This window comes from Streptococcus pluranimalium (assembly GCF_047785745.1).
In the GTDB taxonomy this organism is placed as follows: domain Bacteria; phylum Bacillota; class Bacilli; order Lactobacillales; family Streptococcaceae; genus Streptococcus; species Streptococcus pluranimalium_B.
Map to the genome: position 1 here is coordinate 18415 of NZ_JBLOJT010000001.1, position 17194 is coordinate 35608.

At 38.1% G+C, this 17194-nt stretch carries 10 protein-coding genes, 3 tRNA genes, 1 other RNA gene and 3 pseudogenes; 15 read left to right on the plus strand and 2 right to left on the minus strand.

Translation table 11 applies throughout. The annotated features are described in order from the left end of the window. The first annotated feature begins 213 nt into the window (after positions 1-213). From ACMZ6U_RS00105 to ACMZ6U_RS00135, 7 genes and pseudogenes are all read left to right on the plus strand, one after another. The gene (locus ACMZ6U_RS00105; protein ID WP_416105695.1) at positions 214-1239 is read left to right on the plus strand and encodes a branched-chain amino acid aminotransferase; all 1026 of its coding nucleotides are present in this window, start codon (positions 214-216) and stop codon (positions 1237-1239) included. Positions 1240-1352: 113 nt separating this feature from the next. Next, positions 1353-1583: a DUF2969 domain-containing protein gene (locus ACMZ6U_RS00110; protein ID WP_416105696.1), complete on the plus strand. Its 231-nt coding sequence runs from the start codon at positions 1353-1355 to the stop codon at positions 1581-1583. A 58-nt stretch (positions 1584-1641) separates the two neighbouring features. Further along, positions 1642-1722: transfer RNA gene (locus ACMZ6U_RS00115), tRNA-Tyr, on the plus strand. Positions 1723-1727: 5 nt separating this feature from the next. Next, positions 1728-1799: transfer RNA gene (locus ACMZ6U_RS00120), tRNA-Gln, on the plus strand. A 122-nt stretch (positions 1800-1921) separates the two neighbouring features. Next, on the plus strand, positions 1922-3130 hold the full coding sequence (gene rpsA / locus ACMZ6U_RS00125) for a 30S ribosomal protein S1 (RefSeq protein WP_160544019.1): 1209 nt from the start codon (positions 1922-1924) through the stop codon (positions 3128-3130). Positions 3131-3200: 70 nt separating this feature from the next. Further along, positions 3201-3272 (plus strand) — tRNA-Arg (locus ACMZ6U_RS00130). Between the two features lie 80 nt (positions 3273-3352). Then, positions 3353-4539, plus strand: a pseudogene (locus ACMZ6U_RS00135) (IS3 family transposase). A 45-nt stretch (positions 4540-4584) separates the two neighbouring features. Here the strand turns inward: ACMZ6U_RS00135 and ACMZ6U_RS00140 are convergent. Both ACMZ6U_RS00140 and ACMZ6U_RS00145 read right to left on the minus strand, forming a co-directional pair. Then, complete coding sequence (locus tag ACMZ6U_RS00140; RefSeq protein ID WP_416105697.1) at positions 4585-5211, minus strand: DUF3862 domain-containing protein; 627 nt, start codon at positions 5209-5211, stop codon at positions 4585-4587. Positions 5212-5317: 106 nt separating this feature from the next. Beyond that, positions 5318-5926 carry a TVP38/TMEM64 family protein gene (locus ACMZ6U_RS00145; RefSeq protein ID WP_416105698.1) on the minus strand — a complete coding sequence of 203 codons (609 nt, stop codon included), beginning with the start codon at positions 5924-5926 and terminating at the stop codon, positions 5318-5320. 77 nt (positions 5927-6003) lie between these two features. On the opposite strand from ACMZ6U_RS00145, the gene ssrA reads away from it, so the two are divergent. From ssrA to ACMZ6U_RS00185, 8 genes and pseudogenes are all read left to right on the plus strand, one after another. Then, positions 6004-6351, plus strand: a transfer-messenger RNA (tmRNA) gene (gene ssrA / locus ACMZ6U_RS00150). Between the two features lie 74 nt (positions 6352-6425). Continuing rightward, complete coding sequence (locus ACMZ6U_RS00155; protein WP_416105699.1) at positions 6426-9530, plus strand: DNA polymerase III subunit alpha; 3105 nt, start codon at positions 6426-6428, stop codon at positions 9528-9530. A gap of 80 nt (positions 9531-9610) precedes the next feature. Beyond that, on the plus strand, positions 9611-10618 hold the full coding sequence (gene pfkA, locus ACMZ6U_RS00160; RefSeq protein WP_416105700.1) for a 6-phosphofructokinase: 1008 nt from the start codon (positions 9611-9613) through the stop codon (positions 10616-10618). 74 nt (positions 10619-10692) lie between these two features. Then, positions 10693-12195 carry a pyruvate kinase gene (pyk, locus tag ACMZ6U_RS00165; protein WP_416105746.1) on the plus strand — a complete coding sequence of 501 codons (1503 nt, stop codon included), beginning with the start codon at positions 10693-10695 and terminating at the stop codon, positions 12193-12195. Between the two features lie 248 nt (positions 12196-12443). Continuing rightward, a complete protein-coding gene (lepB, locus tag ACMZ6U_RS00170) occupies positions 12444-13001 on the plus strand; it encodes a signal peptidase I (protein ID WP_416105701.1) in 558 nt (185 codons plus the stop codon). 409 nt (positions 13002-13410) lie between these two features. Beyond that, positions 13411-15222 (plus strand): glutamine--fructose-6-phosphate transaminase (isomerizing), encoded by a 1812-nt coding sequence (gene glmS / locus ACMZ6U_RS00175; RefSeq protein ID WP_416105702.1) that lies wholly within the window; start codon positions 13411-13413, stop codon positions 15220-15222. A gap of 133 nt (positions 15223-15355) precedes the next feature. Further along, positions 15356-16768 (plus strand): annotated as a pseudogene (locus tag ACMZ6U_RS00180) (PTS mannitol transporter subunit IICB); the annotation flags it as partial. A gap of 69 nt (positions 16769-16837) precedes the next feature. Beyond that, positions 16838-17128 (plus strand): annotated as a pseudogene (locus ACMZ6U_RS00185) (PTS mannitol transporter subunit IIB); the annotation flags it as partial. Positions 17129-17194: the final 66 nt, after the last annotated feature.

A 17194-nucleotide genomic window follows, 5' to 3' on the forward strand; every position in this document is an offset into this window, starting at 1 on the left:
GGATAATTAGTAGTCATTTAACAAATAGATAAAAGAGTTTGCCAAACGTACTGCTCCAAAAATTTAGATACTAAATCTAAGGATTGAGACGCAGCTCAATTGACCGAACTCTTTTCTTATTGTAAAAATTATCAGAATTTTGCAAAAAACTATTGAAAACTTAAAAAAAATGAGCTATACTAGTCAACAGCTTTTAAAGAAAAGAGGTCGCTTATGGTAGTAGAACTAGACTGGGAAAATCTTGGATTTTCGTATCACAAATTACCTTACCGTTATGTTTCACATTTTAAAGATGGTAAGTGGGATGAAGGAGAGTTAACGGAGAATGCGACACTAACCATTTCAGAAAGTTCACCGGCTCTTCATTATGGACAACAAGCTTTTGAAGGCTTAAAAGCCTATCGTACAAAAGATGGTAGTATTCAACTCTTTCGACCAGATAAAAATGCAGAACGCTTGCAAAACACTGCAGATCGGCTACTAATGCCACAAGTACCTACTGATAAGTTTGTTGAGGCTTGTAAAGATGTGGTAAGAGCAAATCATGAGTATGTCCCTCCTTATGGAACAGGTGGAACACTGTATATACGTCCTTTATTAATTGGTGTAGGTGATGTAATTGGTGTTCATCCTGCTGATGAATATATTTTCACTGTATTTGCTATGCCAGTTGGGTCATATTTTAAGGGTGGTCTTACTCCAACTAACTTCATTGTCTCAAAAGATTTTGATCGTGCAGCCCCTTATGGGACAGGAGCTGCTAAAGTCGGCGGTAACTATGCTGCCAGTCTTCTCCCAGGAAAGAAAGCCAAAGCAGCAGGTTTTTCTGATGTTATCTACCTCGATCCTGCCACTCATTCAAAAATTGAGGAAGTTGGAGCAGCAAATTTCTTTGGTATCACTGCAGATAACGAGTTTGTAACACCATTGAGCCCATCAATTTTGCCATCAATTACGAAATATTCGTTATTAGAACTGGCTGAGACACGTCTGGGTATGAAAGCAATTGAAGGTGACGTTCCAATTGATCAGTTAGACCGCTTTGTAGAAGCAGGAGCTTGTGGAACGGCAGCGGTTATTTCCCCAATCGGTGGGATTCAGTATCAAGATAAGCTTCATGTCTTTTACAGTGAAACTGAGGTCGGTCCAGTAACACGTCAATTGTATGATGAACTTGTTGGCATTCAATTTGGTGATGTTGAAGCGCCAGAAGGATGGGTTGTCAAAATAGATTTATAAGAAAGAGCTTGCACTCTTGCAAGCTCTTTTGTTTTTCGGTAAAATACTTTCTAGTAAGATAAGGAAAGGATGTTGTTTTTACTTCTAAAGTTTAAAACGACTCTGTAATTGAAATGAGCAAAAAAGAAAAAAAAATTGAAATTCAAGTTAGCGACGCACAAGTAGTGCTAAACAAGCAAAAAGTAGACGGATACCAGTTACAGGCAGGTAAAAAAGTGATTGGTGAAATTGCTGAATTGGATAATCGTTTTGCTATTGTTTATAAAGAAACGGTGACTACATTTCACAAAACATTGGACGAAGCGGTCCAAGAAGTGATCGCTAATTATAATTTAAACCATTAAAAATTGTTAAACCTCTTGCAGCTTAACAAAAACTATGATAGAATAGTTTTTGTCGTTTGGAGAGATAGCGAAGTGGCTAAACGCGGCGGACTGTAAATCCGCTCCTTCGGGTTCGGGGGTTCGAATCCCTCTCTCTCCATTTTTTGGGGTATAGCCAAGCGGTAAGGCAAGGGACTTTGACTCCCTCATGCGTTGGTTCGAATCCAGCTACCCCAGTCATGGTATGTGGCAAAGCCTAATTGTCTTAGCGATCAGTTGCGCCCTTGCGAGTTACCTTGAGAAAATATATTGGTATCAAAAATCAGAATAGGCTGATTTTTGTTGGAGGATTTTTTAGAATGAATGAATTTGAAGATTTGCTAAACAGTGTTAGCGAAGTTAACCCTGGTGACGTTGTCACTGCAGAAGTTTTAACAGTTGATAACGATCAAGCAAACCTTGTCATCGAAGGTACTGGTGTTGAAGCCGTTCTTACTCTTCGTGAATTGACAAACGACCGCGATGCAGATATTAACGAACTTGTTAAAGCTGGCGAAACACTTGAAGTACTTGTTCTTCGTCAAGTAGTAGGTAAAGACACTGACACAGTAACTTTCCTAGTATCTAAAAAACGCTTGGAAGCTCGCAAAGCTTGGGACAAACTTGTTGGACGTGAAGATGAAGTTGTAACTGTTAAAGGTACTCGTGCCGTTAAAGGTGGCCTTTCAGTAGAATTTGAAGGTCTTCGTGGATTTATTCCAGCTTCAATGATCGATACTCGTTTTGTTCGCAACACTGAACAATTTGTAGGTCAAGAATTTGATGCAAAAATCAAAGAAGTTGATCCAGCAGAAAATCGTTTTATCTTGTCACGTCGTGACGTTGTTGAAGCAGAAGCTGCAGAAGCACGTAAAGAAATCTTCTCAAAAATTGAAGAGGGTTCAGTAGTAACTGGTAAAGTTGCTCGTTTAACAAGTTTTGGTGCTTTCATCGATCTTGGTGGTGTTGACGGACTTGTTCACGTAACTGAATTATCACACGAACGTAATGTATCACCTAAATCAGTTGTTTCAGTTGGTGATGAAGTAGAAGTTAAAGTTCTTTCTATCGATGAAGAGGCTGGACGTGTATCACTTTCACTTAAAGCTACAACACCTGGGCCATGGGATGGCGTTGACCAAAAATTGGCTAAAGGTGATGTTATTGAAGGTAAAGTTAAACGTCTTACAGACTTTGGTGCCTTTGTAGAAGTTCTTCCAGGTATTGATGGACTTGTTCACATTTCACAAATTTCACACAAACGTGTTGAAAATCCAAAAGATGTTCTTTCAGTAGGTCAAGATGTTACTGTTAAAGTTCTTGAAGTTGACTCTTCAGCAGAACGTGTATCACTTTCAATTAAAGCTCTGGAAGAGCGTCCAGCACAAGCTGAAGGTGAAAATAACAACGGTGAAAAACGTCAATCACGTCCTCGTCGTCCAAAACGTGAAGCTAAACGTGATTATGAGTTACCAGAAACTCAAACTGGATTCTCAATGGCTGACCTCTTTGGTGACATTGAATTGTAATTAAAAGATAAAAGGCTTGCTTAGCAGGCTTTTTATTATCCTGGGTCTTGTTTGTAATGACCCAAGTTTTCCACCTTTAGTGTAATGGATATCACGTAAGATTCCGGTTCTTGAGATGGGGGTTCGATTCCCTCAAGGTGGATAGAATATACTTAATCTCCTTCATAATGAAAAGTCCCCCAAAAGTTAGACACAAAATCTAACGATTGGGGGACTTTTCTTATGAAGTTAAGTTATGACGATAAATTAGAAATCTATCAACTAAAAAAAGATGGTGTGTCGTGGTCTCGAATAAAACAAGAGTACAAGGTAGCCATTTCTAACTTAAATTATATGATTCGGTTAATGGATCGGTATGGAGTAGAAATCGTTGAAAAAGGTAACAATCGGTATTATTCTCCCGAATTAAAGCAGGAAATAATCGATAAAGTCTTGATTCATGGTTATTCTCAACTCTCAGTTTCTCTTGACTATGCCTTGCCAAATCGAGGAATACTTCCAAATTGGATAGCGCAATACAAGAAAAACGGTTATACTATTCTTGAAAAACCAAGAGGGAGACCGAGCAAGATGGGACGTAAACGCAATAAAACCTGGGATGAAATGACGGAATTAGAGCGCCTTCAAAAGGAAAATGAACGTCTCCGAACTGAGGTGGCCTTCCTAAAAAAGTTGAGAGAACTTCGTTTAAGGGACGAAGCTCTAGCGCGCGAACGGCAGAAACAATTAGAGACATGGTCCAAGAAGGATTCCGACTAGACCTCCTACTTGCGACAGCTAAAATGCCTCGCTCCACCTATTATTATCAAGTCAAGCAACTGGATAAACCCGACAAGAACAAAGCAATTAAGACTGAAATTCAAGCCATTTATAATGAACATAAAGGTAATTACGGCTATCGTCGGATTTATTTAGAACTCAGAAATCGTGGATTTGTGGTCAATCATAAGAAAGTTCAACGTCTCATGAAAGTCATGGGCCTAGCAGCCCGCATTCGTCGTAAGCGCAAGTATTCTTCTTACAAAGGTGAAGTTGGTAAGAAAGCTGATAATCTGATCAAACGTCAATTCGAGGGTTCTAAGCCTTACGAGAAGTGTTATACCGATGTGACGGAGTTTGCCTTACCTGAAGGGAAACTCTACTTATCACCTGTTCTTGACGGCTATAACAGTGAGATTATTGATTTCACTCTGTCTCGCAAGAGAAATAGTCCAGATAATGGGATGATGGAATCTTTCTTTGGCATTCTCAAATCTGAAATGTTTTATGGACTCGAGACATCTTATCAATCCCTTGACGAGCTTGAAGAAGCTATTATAGATTATATTTTTTACGACAACAACAAACGCATTAAAGCAAAACTAAAAGGACTTAGTCCTGTCCAATACAGAACTAAATCCTTGCAATAATGATTTGTCCAACTTTTTGGGGTCAGTACATAATACTCCAACCTTTTATTCTAGACCTTTTTGTGATTTTTCACTAAGCTTACCATTTTTGAAAATTAATTCTATTTGTCTTGTGTTATCTTTTCCTTTTAAATTACTAGACCACAAGGCTTGTAACTGTTCTCCATCTGAAGAAACGGCTTGGGACATAACATCGGGTTGTCCAATAATTTCAGTTACCTCTGTGAATGTTAAATCATTAGGTAATTTTTCATCGTAAATTTTTTTGGTAACAGTTTGTTTTCGGTCGAAAGCAAAATTTGAGATAGCTCGAGCAATAGTGCTATCTTCAAACAACTGTGCACTGATTATCACCCCCTCAATATCCCAAGTATAGACATCAAGGGTAACATCTCCTGCAGGTTTTGTTGTATGGGACTTTGGCTCACCATACAAAGCTTTTATTTGTTCAAGAGGAGTTCCACCTTTAAAGTCATCAGTAGCGGTAGCAGTTTTAATATCATTGAATTTTAAGCGGACTTGAGGATCTTGTTGAGGTTCTGTTTTAGATTGAAGAGTCGTTAATGCTTCCTTATTAGCTTGCGGCTTGGTATTTTTGTTTGATGAGCAGGCTGAAAGACTGATAAGTGATAATGTAATAGTAGTTATTGGTAAAAGTTTTTTAAAATTCATAATGCTTCCTTTTTGATTGTCTATGAGTATTATAGCATATCTATTAGCGAATCAGCAGCTTATTAAGTAGAAAAAATATCCCCAAATTCGAAAAGTTGCGGATATTTTATAAAAATTTTTTAGCCCAATCTCCGCCGTATATCCATAGTGCACTGTAACCAATAATTGAAAAAGGTTTGGCGATAAGAATTACGGTAATGAATCGTTTTAAGCTCATATTAGTGAGAGCAGTGACCATTACCATGATATCCGCAGGGGAAACTGGAGCAACCATGCTTAAAATAAAAAGATTTTCAAAATGTTTACTTTCTAGTTTTTGTTCATACTTAAAAAAAGTATCTTCCTTCAGGAAAAGAAGAATAAATTTCCTGCCAAAGCGTTTAACGAGTAGGAATAAAATAATACTCCCGGTAATTATACCAATGTAGTTGTAGATAAATCCTTGCCACCAGCCAAAAACCCAAAAGCCTACAACAGTCGTTAATCCTCCAGGGATAACTGGGAAGACAACTTGAATAATTTGGATGATGATAAAAATGAGGGGACCGATAAGATCATGTTTTTGAATAACAGCTTTTAAAACATTTGTATCATTTAATATGCCGATATGATAAAGCCAGAGGATCAAGATACCTGTAGCAATCAGACCAAGAAAGCCAATAAATCGGATTATTTTTTGCCATAATCGGTAGCGCTTGCTATATTTCATTTCCATAGCTTAATCATACCATAACGGACTTTTTTTTGCTATTTGAAATCACATTTGATATACTATTATTATCACTTTTGTTTGGGGTCGTTACGGATTCGACAGGCATTATGTGGCATATTCTGCGACTCATCGTGCGGATGTAAAACGTCAGTTAAATATAACTGCAAAAAATAACACTTCTTACGCTTTAGCTGCCTAAAAACCAGCGGGTGTGACTTGCTTGGAATTGCTTGTGTTTCGAGTCAAGTCTTATTTTAGCAAGCTACGTTTAAGTATTGTCTAGCTACTTAAAAAGAGATTGATAGACTCGCTTAGTATAGGGTTGAGTTATGCGTCGATACTAAGTTAAATAAAAGCATAACCTATAGTTGTAGACGAATATGATGGCAGGTGTTTGGACGTGGGTTCGACTCCCACCGGCTCCATAATGTCCCCTTTATCAGAGATGGTAAAGGGGTTCTTTTTTAAGGTTAATGATTGGTAAGATTTTGGGGAGAAGTATATGTTTATACCATTAGAAACAAAGACTGTCTATAGTTTTATGGAGAGTCTCATAGATATAGATACTTATATTTCCCGAGGAAAAGAACTTGGTTATTCAAGTTTAGGGATTATGGATAGGGATAATTTATATGCTGCCTATCATTTTGTGAAACAATCTCAATTAGCGGGTATTCAAGCAATTGTTGGCCTTTCAACCTATTTGCTTTATCAGAATCGTCAAATAGATTGTCGTTTAGTTGCACTCAATTCACAAGGTTATCGAAACTTGATGAAACTATCAACGGAAGTTATGTCAGGCAATCGCCAACTAGATAGTTTATTGGCTTATTTTGAGGATATATTGACGATCATTCCTTATTATGAGGGAATTGATACTTTAGAGTTTCCTGTTCCATTTACGATTGGTGTTGATTTGGAGACACCAGTTCAAACATTTATGAAACCAATTCTCCCTCTTTATCAAGTAACTGCTTTTGATCTTGAAGATAAAGACACCCTTCAAATGCTTGAAGCTATAAAGGAGAACCTTCCTTTAAAAGAGGTTGGGGTCAATCAAAAAACATCTATTTTACCAGATGCAAAGCAAATGGCAGAAGCCTTTGACAATCGATTTCCTGGAATTATAGCAGAATTAGCAAAAATTACAAAAGGCATCTCCTATACGTTTGATACGAATTTAAAATTACCGAGATTTAACCGTGATAAAGAAGCACATCTCGAGTTAAGAGAGAGAACCTTTGCCGGTCTTAAAGAGAAAGGGTTAACAGATGCTATCTACCAAGAAAGACTAGAAAAAGAACTAAAGATCATCCATGATATGGGATTTGATGATTATTTCTTGATCGTTTGGGATTTGTTATCATTTGGGCGTCAGCAAGGTTACTACATGGGCATGGGACGTGGTTCTGCAGTGGGTAGCTTAGTGGCTTATGCGCTTTCTATAACTGGAATTGATCCTGTTAAAAATGACTTGCTATTCGAACGTTTTTTAAATGCTGAACGTTATAGTATGCCAGATATTGATATTGACTTGCCTGATATTTATCGCAGTGAGTTTCTGCACTATGTTCGTGATCGTTATGGTTCTGATCACGCTGCACAGATAGTCACCTTTTCAACTTTTGGTGCCAAACAGGCTATTCGTGATGTTTTTAAACGCTTCGGCGCAGCAGAGTATGAACTCACCAATATCACTAAGAAAATTTCATTTCGTGATAATTTGACCAGTGTTTATGAGAAGAACATGTCTTTCCGTCAGATTATCAATAGCAAACCTGAGTACCAAAGAGCTTTTGAGATAGCCAAAAGGATTGAAGGAAAGCCCCGTCAAACCTCAATTCATGCGGCGGGTGTTGTGATGAGTGATGATTTACTGACAGATCATATTCCTTTAAAATCAGGTGAAGAGATGATGATTACCCAGTATGATGCTGGTGCTGTTGAAGCTAACGGTCTTTTAAAGATGGATTTCCTAGGTTTACGGAATCTGACTTTTGTTCAAAAGATGAAGGAAACAGTAGCTTCTGAGTTAGGGAAAGATGTTGTTATTGAAGAGATTGACTTAGAAGATCCAGAAACCCTGAAACTCTTTGCATCTGGCCGAACCAAAGGGATTTTTCAATTTGAACAAGCAGGAGCCATAAATCTGTTAAAACGTATTAAACCCGAACGTTTTGAAGAAGTTGTTGCAACGACAAGTTTGAACCGACCAGGTGCGAGTGATTACATTGATAATTTCATTGCTCGGAAATACGGTAAAGAAACTGTTGACTTGATAGATCCAGTGGTAGCACCTATTTTAGTGCCAACGTTTGGGATTATGTTGTATCAAGAGCAGGTTATGCAAATTGCTCAGGTATTTTCTGGCTTTACACTTGGAAAAGCAGACATACTTCGCCGTGCCATGTCAAAGAAGAATCGTGCTGAAATGCAGACGATGGAAGCTGATTTTTTATCAGGAGCTAAAGAATTGGGCAGAAATCCTGAAACAGCTAAACGTTTATTTGAAATGATGGCTAAGTTTGCTGGTTATGGTTTTAACAGAAGTCACGCCTTTGCCTACTCAGCCTTAGCCTTCCAATTGGCCTTTTTCAAAGCACATTATCCGTCTGTTTTTTACGATGTCATGCTTAATTACTCAAGTTCTGATTATCTAAGTGATGCTTTAACTTCCGGCTTTACCCTTTCTAAATTATCCATAAATCATATTCCATATAAAGATAAAATATCAAACGGACAGATTTATCTGGGGTTAAAGAATATCAAAGGCTTACCTAGAGAATTAGCTTATTGGATTATCGAAAGTAGACCCTTCCAAGGGGTAGAAGATTTCTTAACCCGATTACCAGAGAATTTTCAAAAAACTGATTTGGTACTTCCTTTGATACAAGTTGGTTTATTTGATCAGTTTGAGAAAAATCGGCGTAAAATCGAATTGAACTTGGAAAACTTACTTTTATTTGTACAGGAACTGGGAAGCCTCTTTGCAGAATCTTCCTATAATTGGATAGAAGAGACAGATTACTCTAACGCTGAGAAGTATCGTCAAGAAGTAGCAATATTAGGTATTGGTATAAGTCCGCATCCGTTGAAAGAGCTCATGTTACATCAGTCGCGTTCAGTGGATAAAATAGAGCATCTGTCTGCTAATCAGACAGTTACTGTTTTAGGGCAGATTGAGTCCATAAAAATCATTCGGACAAAATCAAGTGGTCAACAAATGGCCTTCGTGCGAATAACTGATACAGAGAGGCGACTGGATATAACCTTGTTTCCAGAGACATATCATCATTTATCAAGCCAGTTAAAAGAAGAAGGGATTTATTATTTTACTGGTCGCACACAAGAACGTGACGGCCGTATCCAACTAATCTTGAACCAATTGGAGATAGCTAGTACTGAGAAATACTGGATCCAAGTTCCAAACCATGATCACGATATAGTTATTGCTAGGATCTTAAAGGAACATCCAGGGAAAATTCCAGTGGTCATTCACTATCAAGAGAGTCGTGAAACAATCCAAAGTAAGGTATATTTTGTTGAAAAATCACAAGCTTTGGATGATAGCTTAAAACCCTATGTTATGAAAACGGTTTTTCGTTAAATTGTGATAGAAATCCTCCCGTTTCAAAGCTTAATGTGCTATAATTAAGAAGTTAAAAATGTAAAGGAGTAACATGCAAAATGAAACGTATTGCTGTTTTAACTAGTGGTGGTGACGCTCCAGGTATGAACGCTGCTGTTCGTGCAGTAGCTCGTAAGGCAATCACAGAAGGAATGGAAGTTTTCGGTGTTAACCGCGGTTACGCTGGTATGGTCGAAGGTGACATTTTCCAACTTGAAGCCGGTACAGTTGCTAATATTCTTTCTAATGGTGGTACCTTCCTTCAATCAGCTCGCTATCCTGAATTTGCGACTTTAGAAGGTCAATTAAAAGGTATTGAACAATTAAAAAAACACGGTATTGAAGGTGTAGTTGTTGTGGGTGGAGATGGCTCTTACCATGGTGCTATGCGATTGACAGAACATGGTTTCCCAGCTGTTGGTCTTCCAGGAACAATTGATAATGATATTGTTGGGACAGATTATACAATCGGATTCGATACTGCTGTAAGCACAGCTACTGAAGCTCTTGATCGTATTCGTGATACATCTGCATCACACGATCGTACTTTTGTTGTTGAAGTAATGGGTCGTAATGCTGGGGATATTGCACTTTGGTCTGGTATCGCGTCAGGCGCTGACCAAATTATCATTCCTGAAGAAGAGTATGATATCGATGAAGTTGTTGCTAAAATTAAAGAAGGCTATAGTCGCAACAAAAAACACCATATCATCGTTCTTGCTGAAGGTGTCATGAGTGGTGAAGAATTTGCTGCTAAGTTGAAAGAAGCAGGAGATGATTCAGATCTTCGTGTCACTAACTTAGGACACTTACTCCGTGGTGGTGCACCAACTGCTCGTGACCGTGTGTTAGCTTCATGGATGGGAGCTCGTGCTGTTGAACTTCTTAAAGAAGGTCGTGGTGGAGTTGCTGTCGGTATTCAAAAAGAAGCTTTAGTTGAAAGTCCAATTCTTGGAACAGCTGAAGAAGGTGCTTTATTCTCTCTTGAAGGTGATAAGATTGTCGTTAACAATCCTCATAAAGCACGCTTAGATTTCGCTAAATTGAATAAAGATTTGGCAAACTAATATCAAGATCATTTTTAAATTATGGGTAACCGTCGATAATCGACAAAAAATAAAGGGAGTTTTTATATATCATGATGAATAAACGTGTAAAAATCGTTGCAACACTTGGTCCAGCCGTTGAAATCCGTGGTGGCAAACGTTTTGGAGAAGATGGCTACTGGGGTGAGCAACTAGATGTTGAAACATCAGCAGCTAAAATTGCTGAATTGATTGAAGCAGGAGCTAATGTTTTCCGTTTCAACTTCTCACATGGTGATCATGAAGAGCAAGGTGCTCGTATGGCTACTGTACGTCGTGCTGAGGAGTTGGCACGTCAAAAAGTTGGTTTCCTTCTTGATACAAAAGGACCAGAAATGCGTACAGAGCTTTTTGAAGGAGACGACAAAGAATTTTCATACGTAACTGGAGAAAAAATTCGTGTTGCTACAACTCAAGGACAAAAATCAACTCGTGATGTTATTGCATTGAACGTAGCAGGTGCTTTAGATATCTATGATGAGGTATCAGTAGGAAATACTATTCTTATCGATGATGGTAAACTTGGTTTACGTGTTGTTGAAAAGGATATTGCAAAGCGTGAGTTCGTTGTAGAAGTTGAAAATGATGGGATTATTGCTAAACAAAAAGGTGTTAATATCCCAAATACTAAGATTCCTTTCCCAGCACTCGCTGAACGTGATAATGCTGATATCCGTTTTGGTCTTGAGCAAGGTCTTAACTTTATCGCTATCTCATTTGTACGTACAGCAAAAGACGTTGAAGAAGTTCGTGCAATCTGTAAAGAAACTGGTAACGAACACGTTCAATTGTTTGCGAAAATTGAGAACCAACAAGGTATCGATAATATTGATGAAATCATCGAAGCAGCTGATGGTATCATGATTGCTCGTGGTGATATGGGTATCGAAGTTCCATTTGAAATGGTTCCAGTATTCCAAAAAATGATTATCACTAAAGTTAATGCGGCTGGAAAAGCAGTTATTACAGCAACAAACATGCTTGAAACAATGACTGATAAACCACGTGCAACTCGTTCAGAAGTATCTGACGTTTTCAACGCTGTTATCGATGGTACTGATGCAACAATGCTTTCAGGTGAGTCAGCTAATGGTAAATATCCAGTTGAAGCTGTTAAAACTATGGCTACTATTGATAAAAATGCACAAGGACTTCTTAATGAGTATGGTCGTTTAGATTCTTCAGCATTTCCACGTACTAATAAAACTGATGCCGTTGCTTCGGCAGTTAAAGATGCTTCACACTCTATGGACATTAAACTTGTTGTTACAATTACTGAATCAGGTAATACTGCACGCGCTATTTCTAAATTCCGTCCAGATGCAGACATCTTGGCAGTTACCTTTGATGAAAAAGTACAACGTTCATTGATGTTGTATTGGGGTATCATTCCAGTAGTAACTTCAAAACCAGATACAACTGATGATATGTTTGAATTAGCTGAAAAAGTTGCTCTTGAAACTGGACTTGTACAATCAGGTGATAACATTGTTATCGTTGCTGGTGTACCAGTTGGTTCAGGTGGAACTAACACAATGCGTATCCGCACTGTTCAATAAGCAGAAAATTGGTATATTGATTAGAGGCTGGGCTTATGTCCAGCCTTTTGAGGTGATATTTATCAGGTTAGGTTAACCTATAGGATTATTGTTATCATCTTTCTAGGCTTAAGTTTTAAAGCTGATGGCAGTGAATTTCGGGGGAGTTGAGAAAATGAGTTCAATTTGTTTAGGTGAGTTCTTTTCCACTCCTTTTTTTATACTGGGAAACATGCTATAATAATAATTGAAGTAAGGAGTCGTTAAGTATGGTAAAGCGTGATTTAATTCGGAATATTATTTTAGCAATTATTTTTTTTCTGGTTCTTTTTTTTATTGGGAGATTTTATATATCTACAGTAAAAGTTACTCAAGAAAGTGAAAATAGTTTTTTGAAGCCTGGGGATGTTCTCATTTATAATAAACAAATAAAGCCTAAAGAAAATGATTTTATTGTTTATGATGTGGATGGTAAGACTTACATTAGCCGTTTCATTGCCAAAGGTGAAGATAGTGTAACTTCAATGGATGATGTTCTTTATATCAATGGTAAAATCAAATCGGAACCTTACATTGAGAAATTGAAGTCTGCTTATCTGACAGAAAATAATCATCAAATGAATTTTACAACGGATTTTAACTTAAGGGGAGTGAACAAGGCCATGAAGGCTAAGACTGATAAAGATTCTTATTTTGTATTGAATGACAATCGTCAAGATTTAAAGGATAGCCGGACGTTCGGTGTCATCAGTCATGCGCAGGTAAGAGGAGTGTTAACTTTTAAAGTCTTTCCGTTTGAATCATTTGGCTTTATTGAGAGTCAATAATTAGTAAAAGAGGTCGGGCAAAAAGTCCGGCTTTTTCATATATTTTGAGAGATCAAGTTGACGTAGTGGTTGGGGGAAATCCTTAGCGATTTATCGCTTTTAGCGCTTCTGATGCACCAGTTGGTTAAGGACTTCTATTCTAAGAAAGCAAGACTGTCCAGTGGGCAGCTTCAGACCTAAGCCTTCAAATTTAAAGAAGAAGAGAACAACTCTTACTTGCCTTCAGGAGTTCTTGCTCACTTCCTTTGGATTTTTCAAATAAATGACTATACCAATTTTTTATATTGACATAATCAATATAACGTTATATACTAACAATGTCTTATTTTTGAGGTATAAATGACTATACCAATTTAGAATTGAAAAAAGGAGGAGTAGTTATCTATATAAGATAACTATAAAGAAATTTATGTGTGGAATTGTTGGTGTTGTAGGAAATCGTAATGCAACAGATATCTTGATGCAAGGTCTTGAAAAATTAGAATATCGTGGTTATGACTCAGCCGGTATTTATGTTGCTAACGGTGATAATTCTAGTCTTGTCAAATCAGTTGGTCGTATTGCTGACCTACGTGCTAAAATCGGTATTGATGTTGCTGGTAGTACTGGTATTGGTCATACTCGTTGGGCAACACACGGCCAAGCAACTGAAGATAATGCGCACCCACATACATCAGCAACTGGGCGTTTTAATTTGGTTCACAATGGTGTTATTGAAAACTACCTTCAAATCAAAGAAGAGTACCTTTCAGGTCATGACTTAAAAGGTCAAACGGATACTGAAATTGCTGTTCATTTGATTGGACAATTTGTAGAAGATGGTTTATCTGTTCTTGAAGCTTTTAAGAAGGCTCTAACAATCATTGAAGGGTCATATGCATTTGCTTTGGTTGATTCTGAAGATACAGATACTATTTATGTCGCAAAAAATAAATCACCACTCTTGATTGGTTTAGGTGATGGTTACAACATGGTTTGCTCAGATGCCATGGCCATGATTCGTGAAACTTCTGAATTTATGGAAATTCACGATAAAGAGTTGGTTATTTTGACAAAAGATTCAGCAACAGTTACTGACTACGATGGTAACGAAATTGAACGTGATTCTTACACAGCTGAACTTGACCTTTCAGATATCGGTAAAGGGACTTATCCATTCTATATGCTGAAAGAAATTGATGAGCAACCAACTGTTATGCGTAAGTTGATTTCAACTTATGCTGATAGCGAAGGAAATATGACTATTGATCCTGCGATTGTTAAGTCTGTTCAAGAGGCTGACCGTATTTACATCCTTGCAGCAGGAACATCATACAATGCAGGTTTTGCTTCAAAAGCAATGCTTGAAAAACTAACTGATACGCCAGTTGAGCTTGGTGTTGCATCTGAGTGGGGCTATAATATGCCACTTCTTAGTGAAAAACCAATGTTTATCTTGCTCAGTCAATCAGGAGAGACAGCAGATAGTCGTCAGGTTCTTGTGAAAGCAAATGAAATGGGTATTCCAAGTTTGACAGTGACAAATGTGCCTGGATCTACTTTGTCACGTGAAGCAACTTACACAATGTTACTTCACGCTGGACCTGAAATTGCTGTTGCTTCGACAAAAGCTTATACAGCGCAAGTTGCAGCCCTTGCTTTCTTAGCTAAAGCGGTTGGTGAAGCAAATGGTAAAGCAGAAGCGCTTGAGTTTGACTTGGTACATGAGTTGTCATTGGTTGCCCAATCTATCGAAGCTACACTTTCTGAAAAAGATGTGATTGCTGACAAAGTTGAAAAACTTCTTTCGACAACTCGCAACGCATTCTATATCGGTCGAGGCAATGATTACTATGTCGCAATGGAAGCTTCACTAAAATTGAAAGAAATCTCATATATCCAATGTGAAGGATTTGCTGCCGGTGAATTGAAACATGGTACGATTTCATTGATTGAAGATGGTACACCAGTTATCGGTTTGATTTCTTCAAGTGAATTGGTAGCGGCACATACTCGTGGTAATATCCAAGAAGTCGCAGCCCGTGGCGCAAATGTTCTTACTGTGGTAGAAGAAGGGTTAGAACGTGAAGGTGATGATATTGTTGTCAATAAAGTTCACCCATTCCTTGCAACTATCGGTATGGTTATTCCAACACAATTGATTGCTTACTACGCATCGCTTCAACGTGGTCTTGACGTTGATAAACCACGTAACCTTGCAAAAGCTGTTACTGTTGAATAAGTTAAGATAGTGATAAAAAATGTCTGATTTGTGTCAGGCATTTTTTTGGCACAAAAATTGTGTCAAAGTTTGAGTGTGACAGAAAACGCTTTAATGTTATCATTAGTGAGTAAAAAATTTAGGAGGCGTTCTTATGGAACAACAATCATCATTAAAAGTGAAAATCCAAAAACTTGGAACTTCGCTTTCTAATATGGTCATGCCCAACATTGGGGCATTTATCGCCTGGGGGTTAATCACGGCACTCTTCATTGAAGCTGGTTATCTACCAAATGAAAAATTAGCTACAGTCGTAAGTCCGATGTTGACTTATCTACTTCCAATTCTTATCGGTTATACTGGTGGTTATAATGTTTATGCTCAACGTGGAGGCGTGGTAGGTGCTATCGCAACATTTGGAGCAATCGCAGGTTCATCAGTTCCGATGTTTATTGGTGCAATGATTATGGGACCACTTGGAGGATGGCTCATCAAAAAATTTGATGAAAAATTCCAATCAAAAATTCCAACTGGATTTGAAATGTTGGTGAACAACTTCTCAGCTGGTCTTATTGGTTTTGGCTTAGTTCTTATCGCATTCTTTGCTATCGGACCTGTCGTTGCAACCTTGACAGGTTGGGTTGGTGACGGTGTTCAAGCAATCGTTGATGCCAAACTCTTACCAATTGCTAACTTGATTATTGAACCTGCAAAAGTTCTATTCTTGAACAACGCGCTTAACCATGGTATCTTTACACCACTTGGTACAGAACAAGCAGCAGCTACTGGGAAATCAATTCTTTACCTTCTTGAAGCAAACCCTGGACCTGGTCTTGGTATCCTTCTTGCTTATGGTATCTTTGGAAAAGGCTCTGCCAAATCATCATCATGGGGAGCAACAATCATTCACTTCCTTGGTGGTATCCACGAAATTTATTTCCCATACGTTATGATGAAACCTGCTATGTTTTTAGCAGCTATCGCAGGAGGTGTAACTGGTACTTTCACTTTCCAACTTCTTGGAGCTGGATTGACATCACCATCGTCACCGGGATCAATCATTGCGATTATGGCAATGGCTCCTAAAGGATTTGGACCACATTTAGTTGTCCTTGCTGGTGTTTTGGCTGCAACAGTTGCTTCGTTCCTAGTTGCTTCTGTAATCCTTAAAACAGACAAATCTACTGCTAATGATTTAGAACAAGCTCAAGCAGCAACCGCAGCCGCTAAAGCACAGTCTAAAGGTCAATCAACTTCAACAGCGTCTGCACCAACCACAGAAGACATTTCAGCTAAAAGCATTGACCAAATTATCTTTGCCTGTGACGCTGGTATGGGAAGCTCAGCTATGGGGGCTTCAATCCTTCGCGATAAAGTGAAAAAAGCAGGGCTTAATATTCCTGTTACAAATAAGGCTATTTCAAATCTTACCGATGTTGAACGCACCTTGATTGTGACTCAAGAAGAGTTAACACCACGTGCTTACCAACGTACGCCACGCGCCGCACACGTGTCAGTGGATAATTTCTTGGCAACACCAAAATACGATGAAATTGTTTCATTGTTAACTGAAGAAGAAGTCGTTGCTATGTCAACATTTAAAAAACCAGTGACGTCTTCAGACGAAAAAGTTAACCTGAATCAAATTGATGAAGTTGTCTTTGCCCATGGAAAAGCTGAAGGCTCTGCAACAATGGGACAAGCAACCCTTTCTGCTATCTTTAAAAATAAAAATGTCGGTATTCCAGTATCAAAAGTGACCTTTGCTGACCTTGATCGTTTCAATGCTAAAAACATTTTAGTTGTTACAACTATTGCTAATCAAATTGATGCGCAATCAGCTGCACCAGAAGCGCAATTGCTTGTTGTTGATAGTCTTGTTACAACACCAGAATACGACAAAATGGTCGCTAGAATGACAAAATAATACTTACCAAAACCCAATCATGTTACTTAAAAGAAGCCTTTTAAAGTAAGATTGAAAGCAAGAATA

Excerpts from the sequence above, each read along its gene's own strand:
- pfkA (WP_416105700.1), top strand. The coding sequence starts at position 9,611 with ATGAAACGTATTGCTGTTTTAACTAGTGGTGGTGACGCTCCAGGTATG.
- glmS (WP_416105702.1), top strand. The coding sequence starts at position 13,411 with ATGTGTGGAATTGTTGGTGTTGTAGGAAATCGTAATGCAACAGATATC.
- ACMZ6U_RS00110 (WP_416105696.1), top strand. The coding sequence starts at position 1,353 with ATGAGCAAAAAAGAAAAAAAAATTGAAATTCAAGTTAGCGACGCACAA.
- lepB (WP_416105701.1), top strand. The coding sequence starts at position 12,444 with ATGGTAAAGCGTGATTTAATTCGGAATATTATTTTAGCAATTATTTTT.
- pyk (WP_416105746.1), top strand. The coding sequence starts at position 10,693 with ATGAATAAACGTGTAAAAATCGTTGCAACACTTGGTCCAGCCGTTGAA.
- ACMZ6U_RS00155 (WP_416105699.1), top strand. The coding sequence starts at position 6,426 with ATGTTTATACCATTAGAAACAAAGACTGTCTATAGTTTTATGGAGAGT.
- rpsA (WP_160544019.1), top strand. The coding sequence starts at position 1,922 with ATGAATGAATTTGAAGATTTGCTAAACAGTGTTAGCGAAGTTAACCCT.
- ACMZ6U_RS00140 (WP_416105697.1), bottom strand. The coding sequence starts at position 5,211 with ATGAATTTTAAAAAACTTTTACCAATAACTACTATTACATTATCACTT.
- ACMZ6U_RS00105 (WP_416105695.1), top strand. The coding sequence starts at position 214 with ATGGTAGTAGAACTAGACTGGGAAAATCTTGGATTTTCGTATCACAAA.
- ACMZ6U_RS00145 (WP_416105698.1), bottom strand. The coding sequence starts at position 5,926 with ATGGAAATGAAATATAGCAAGCGCTACCGATTATGGCAAAAAATAATC.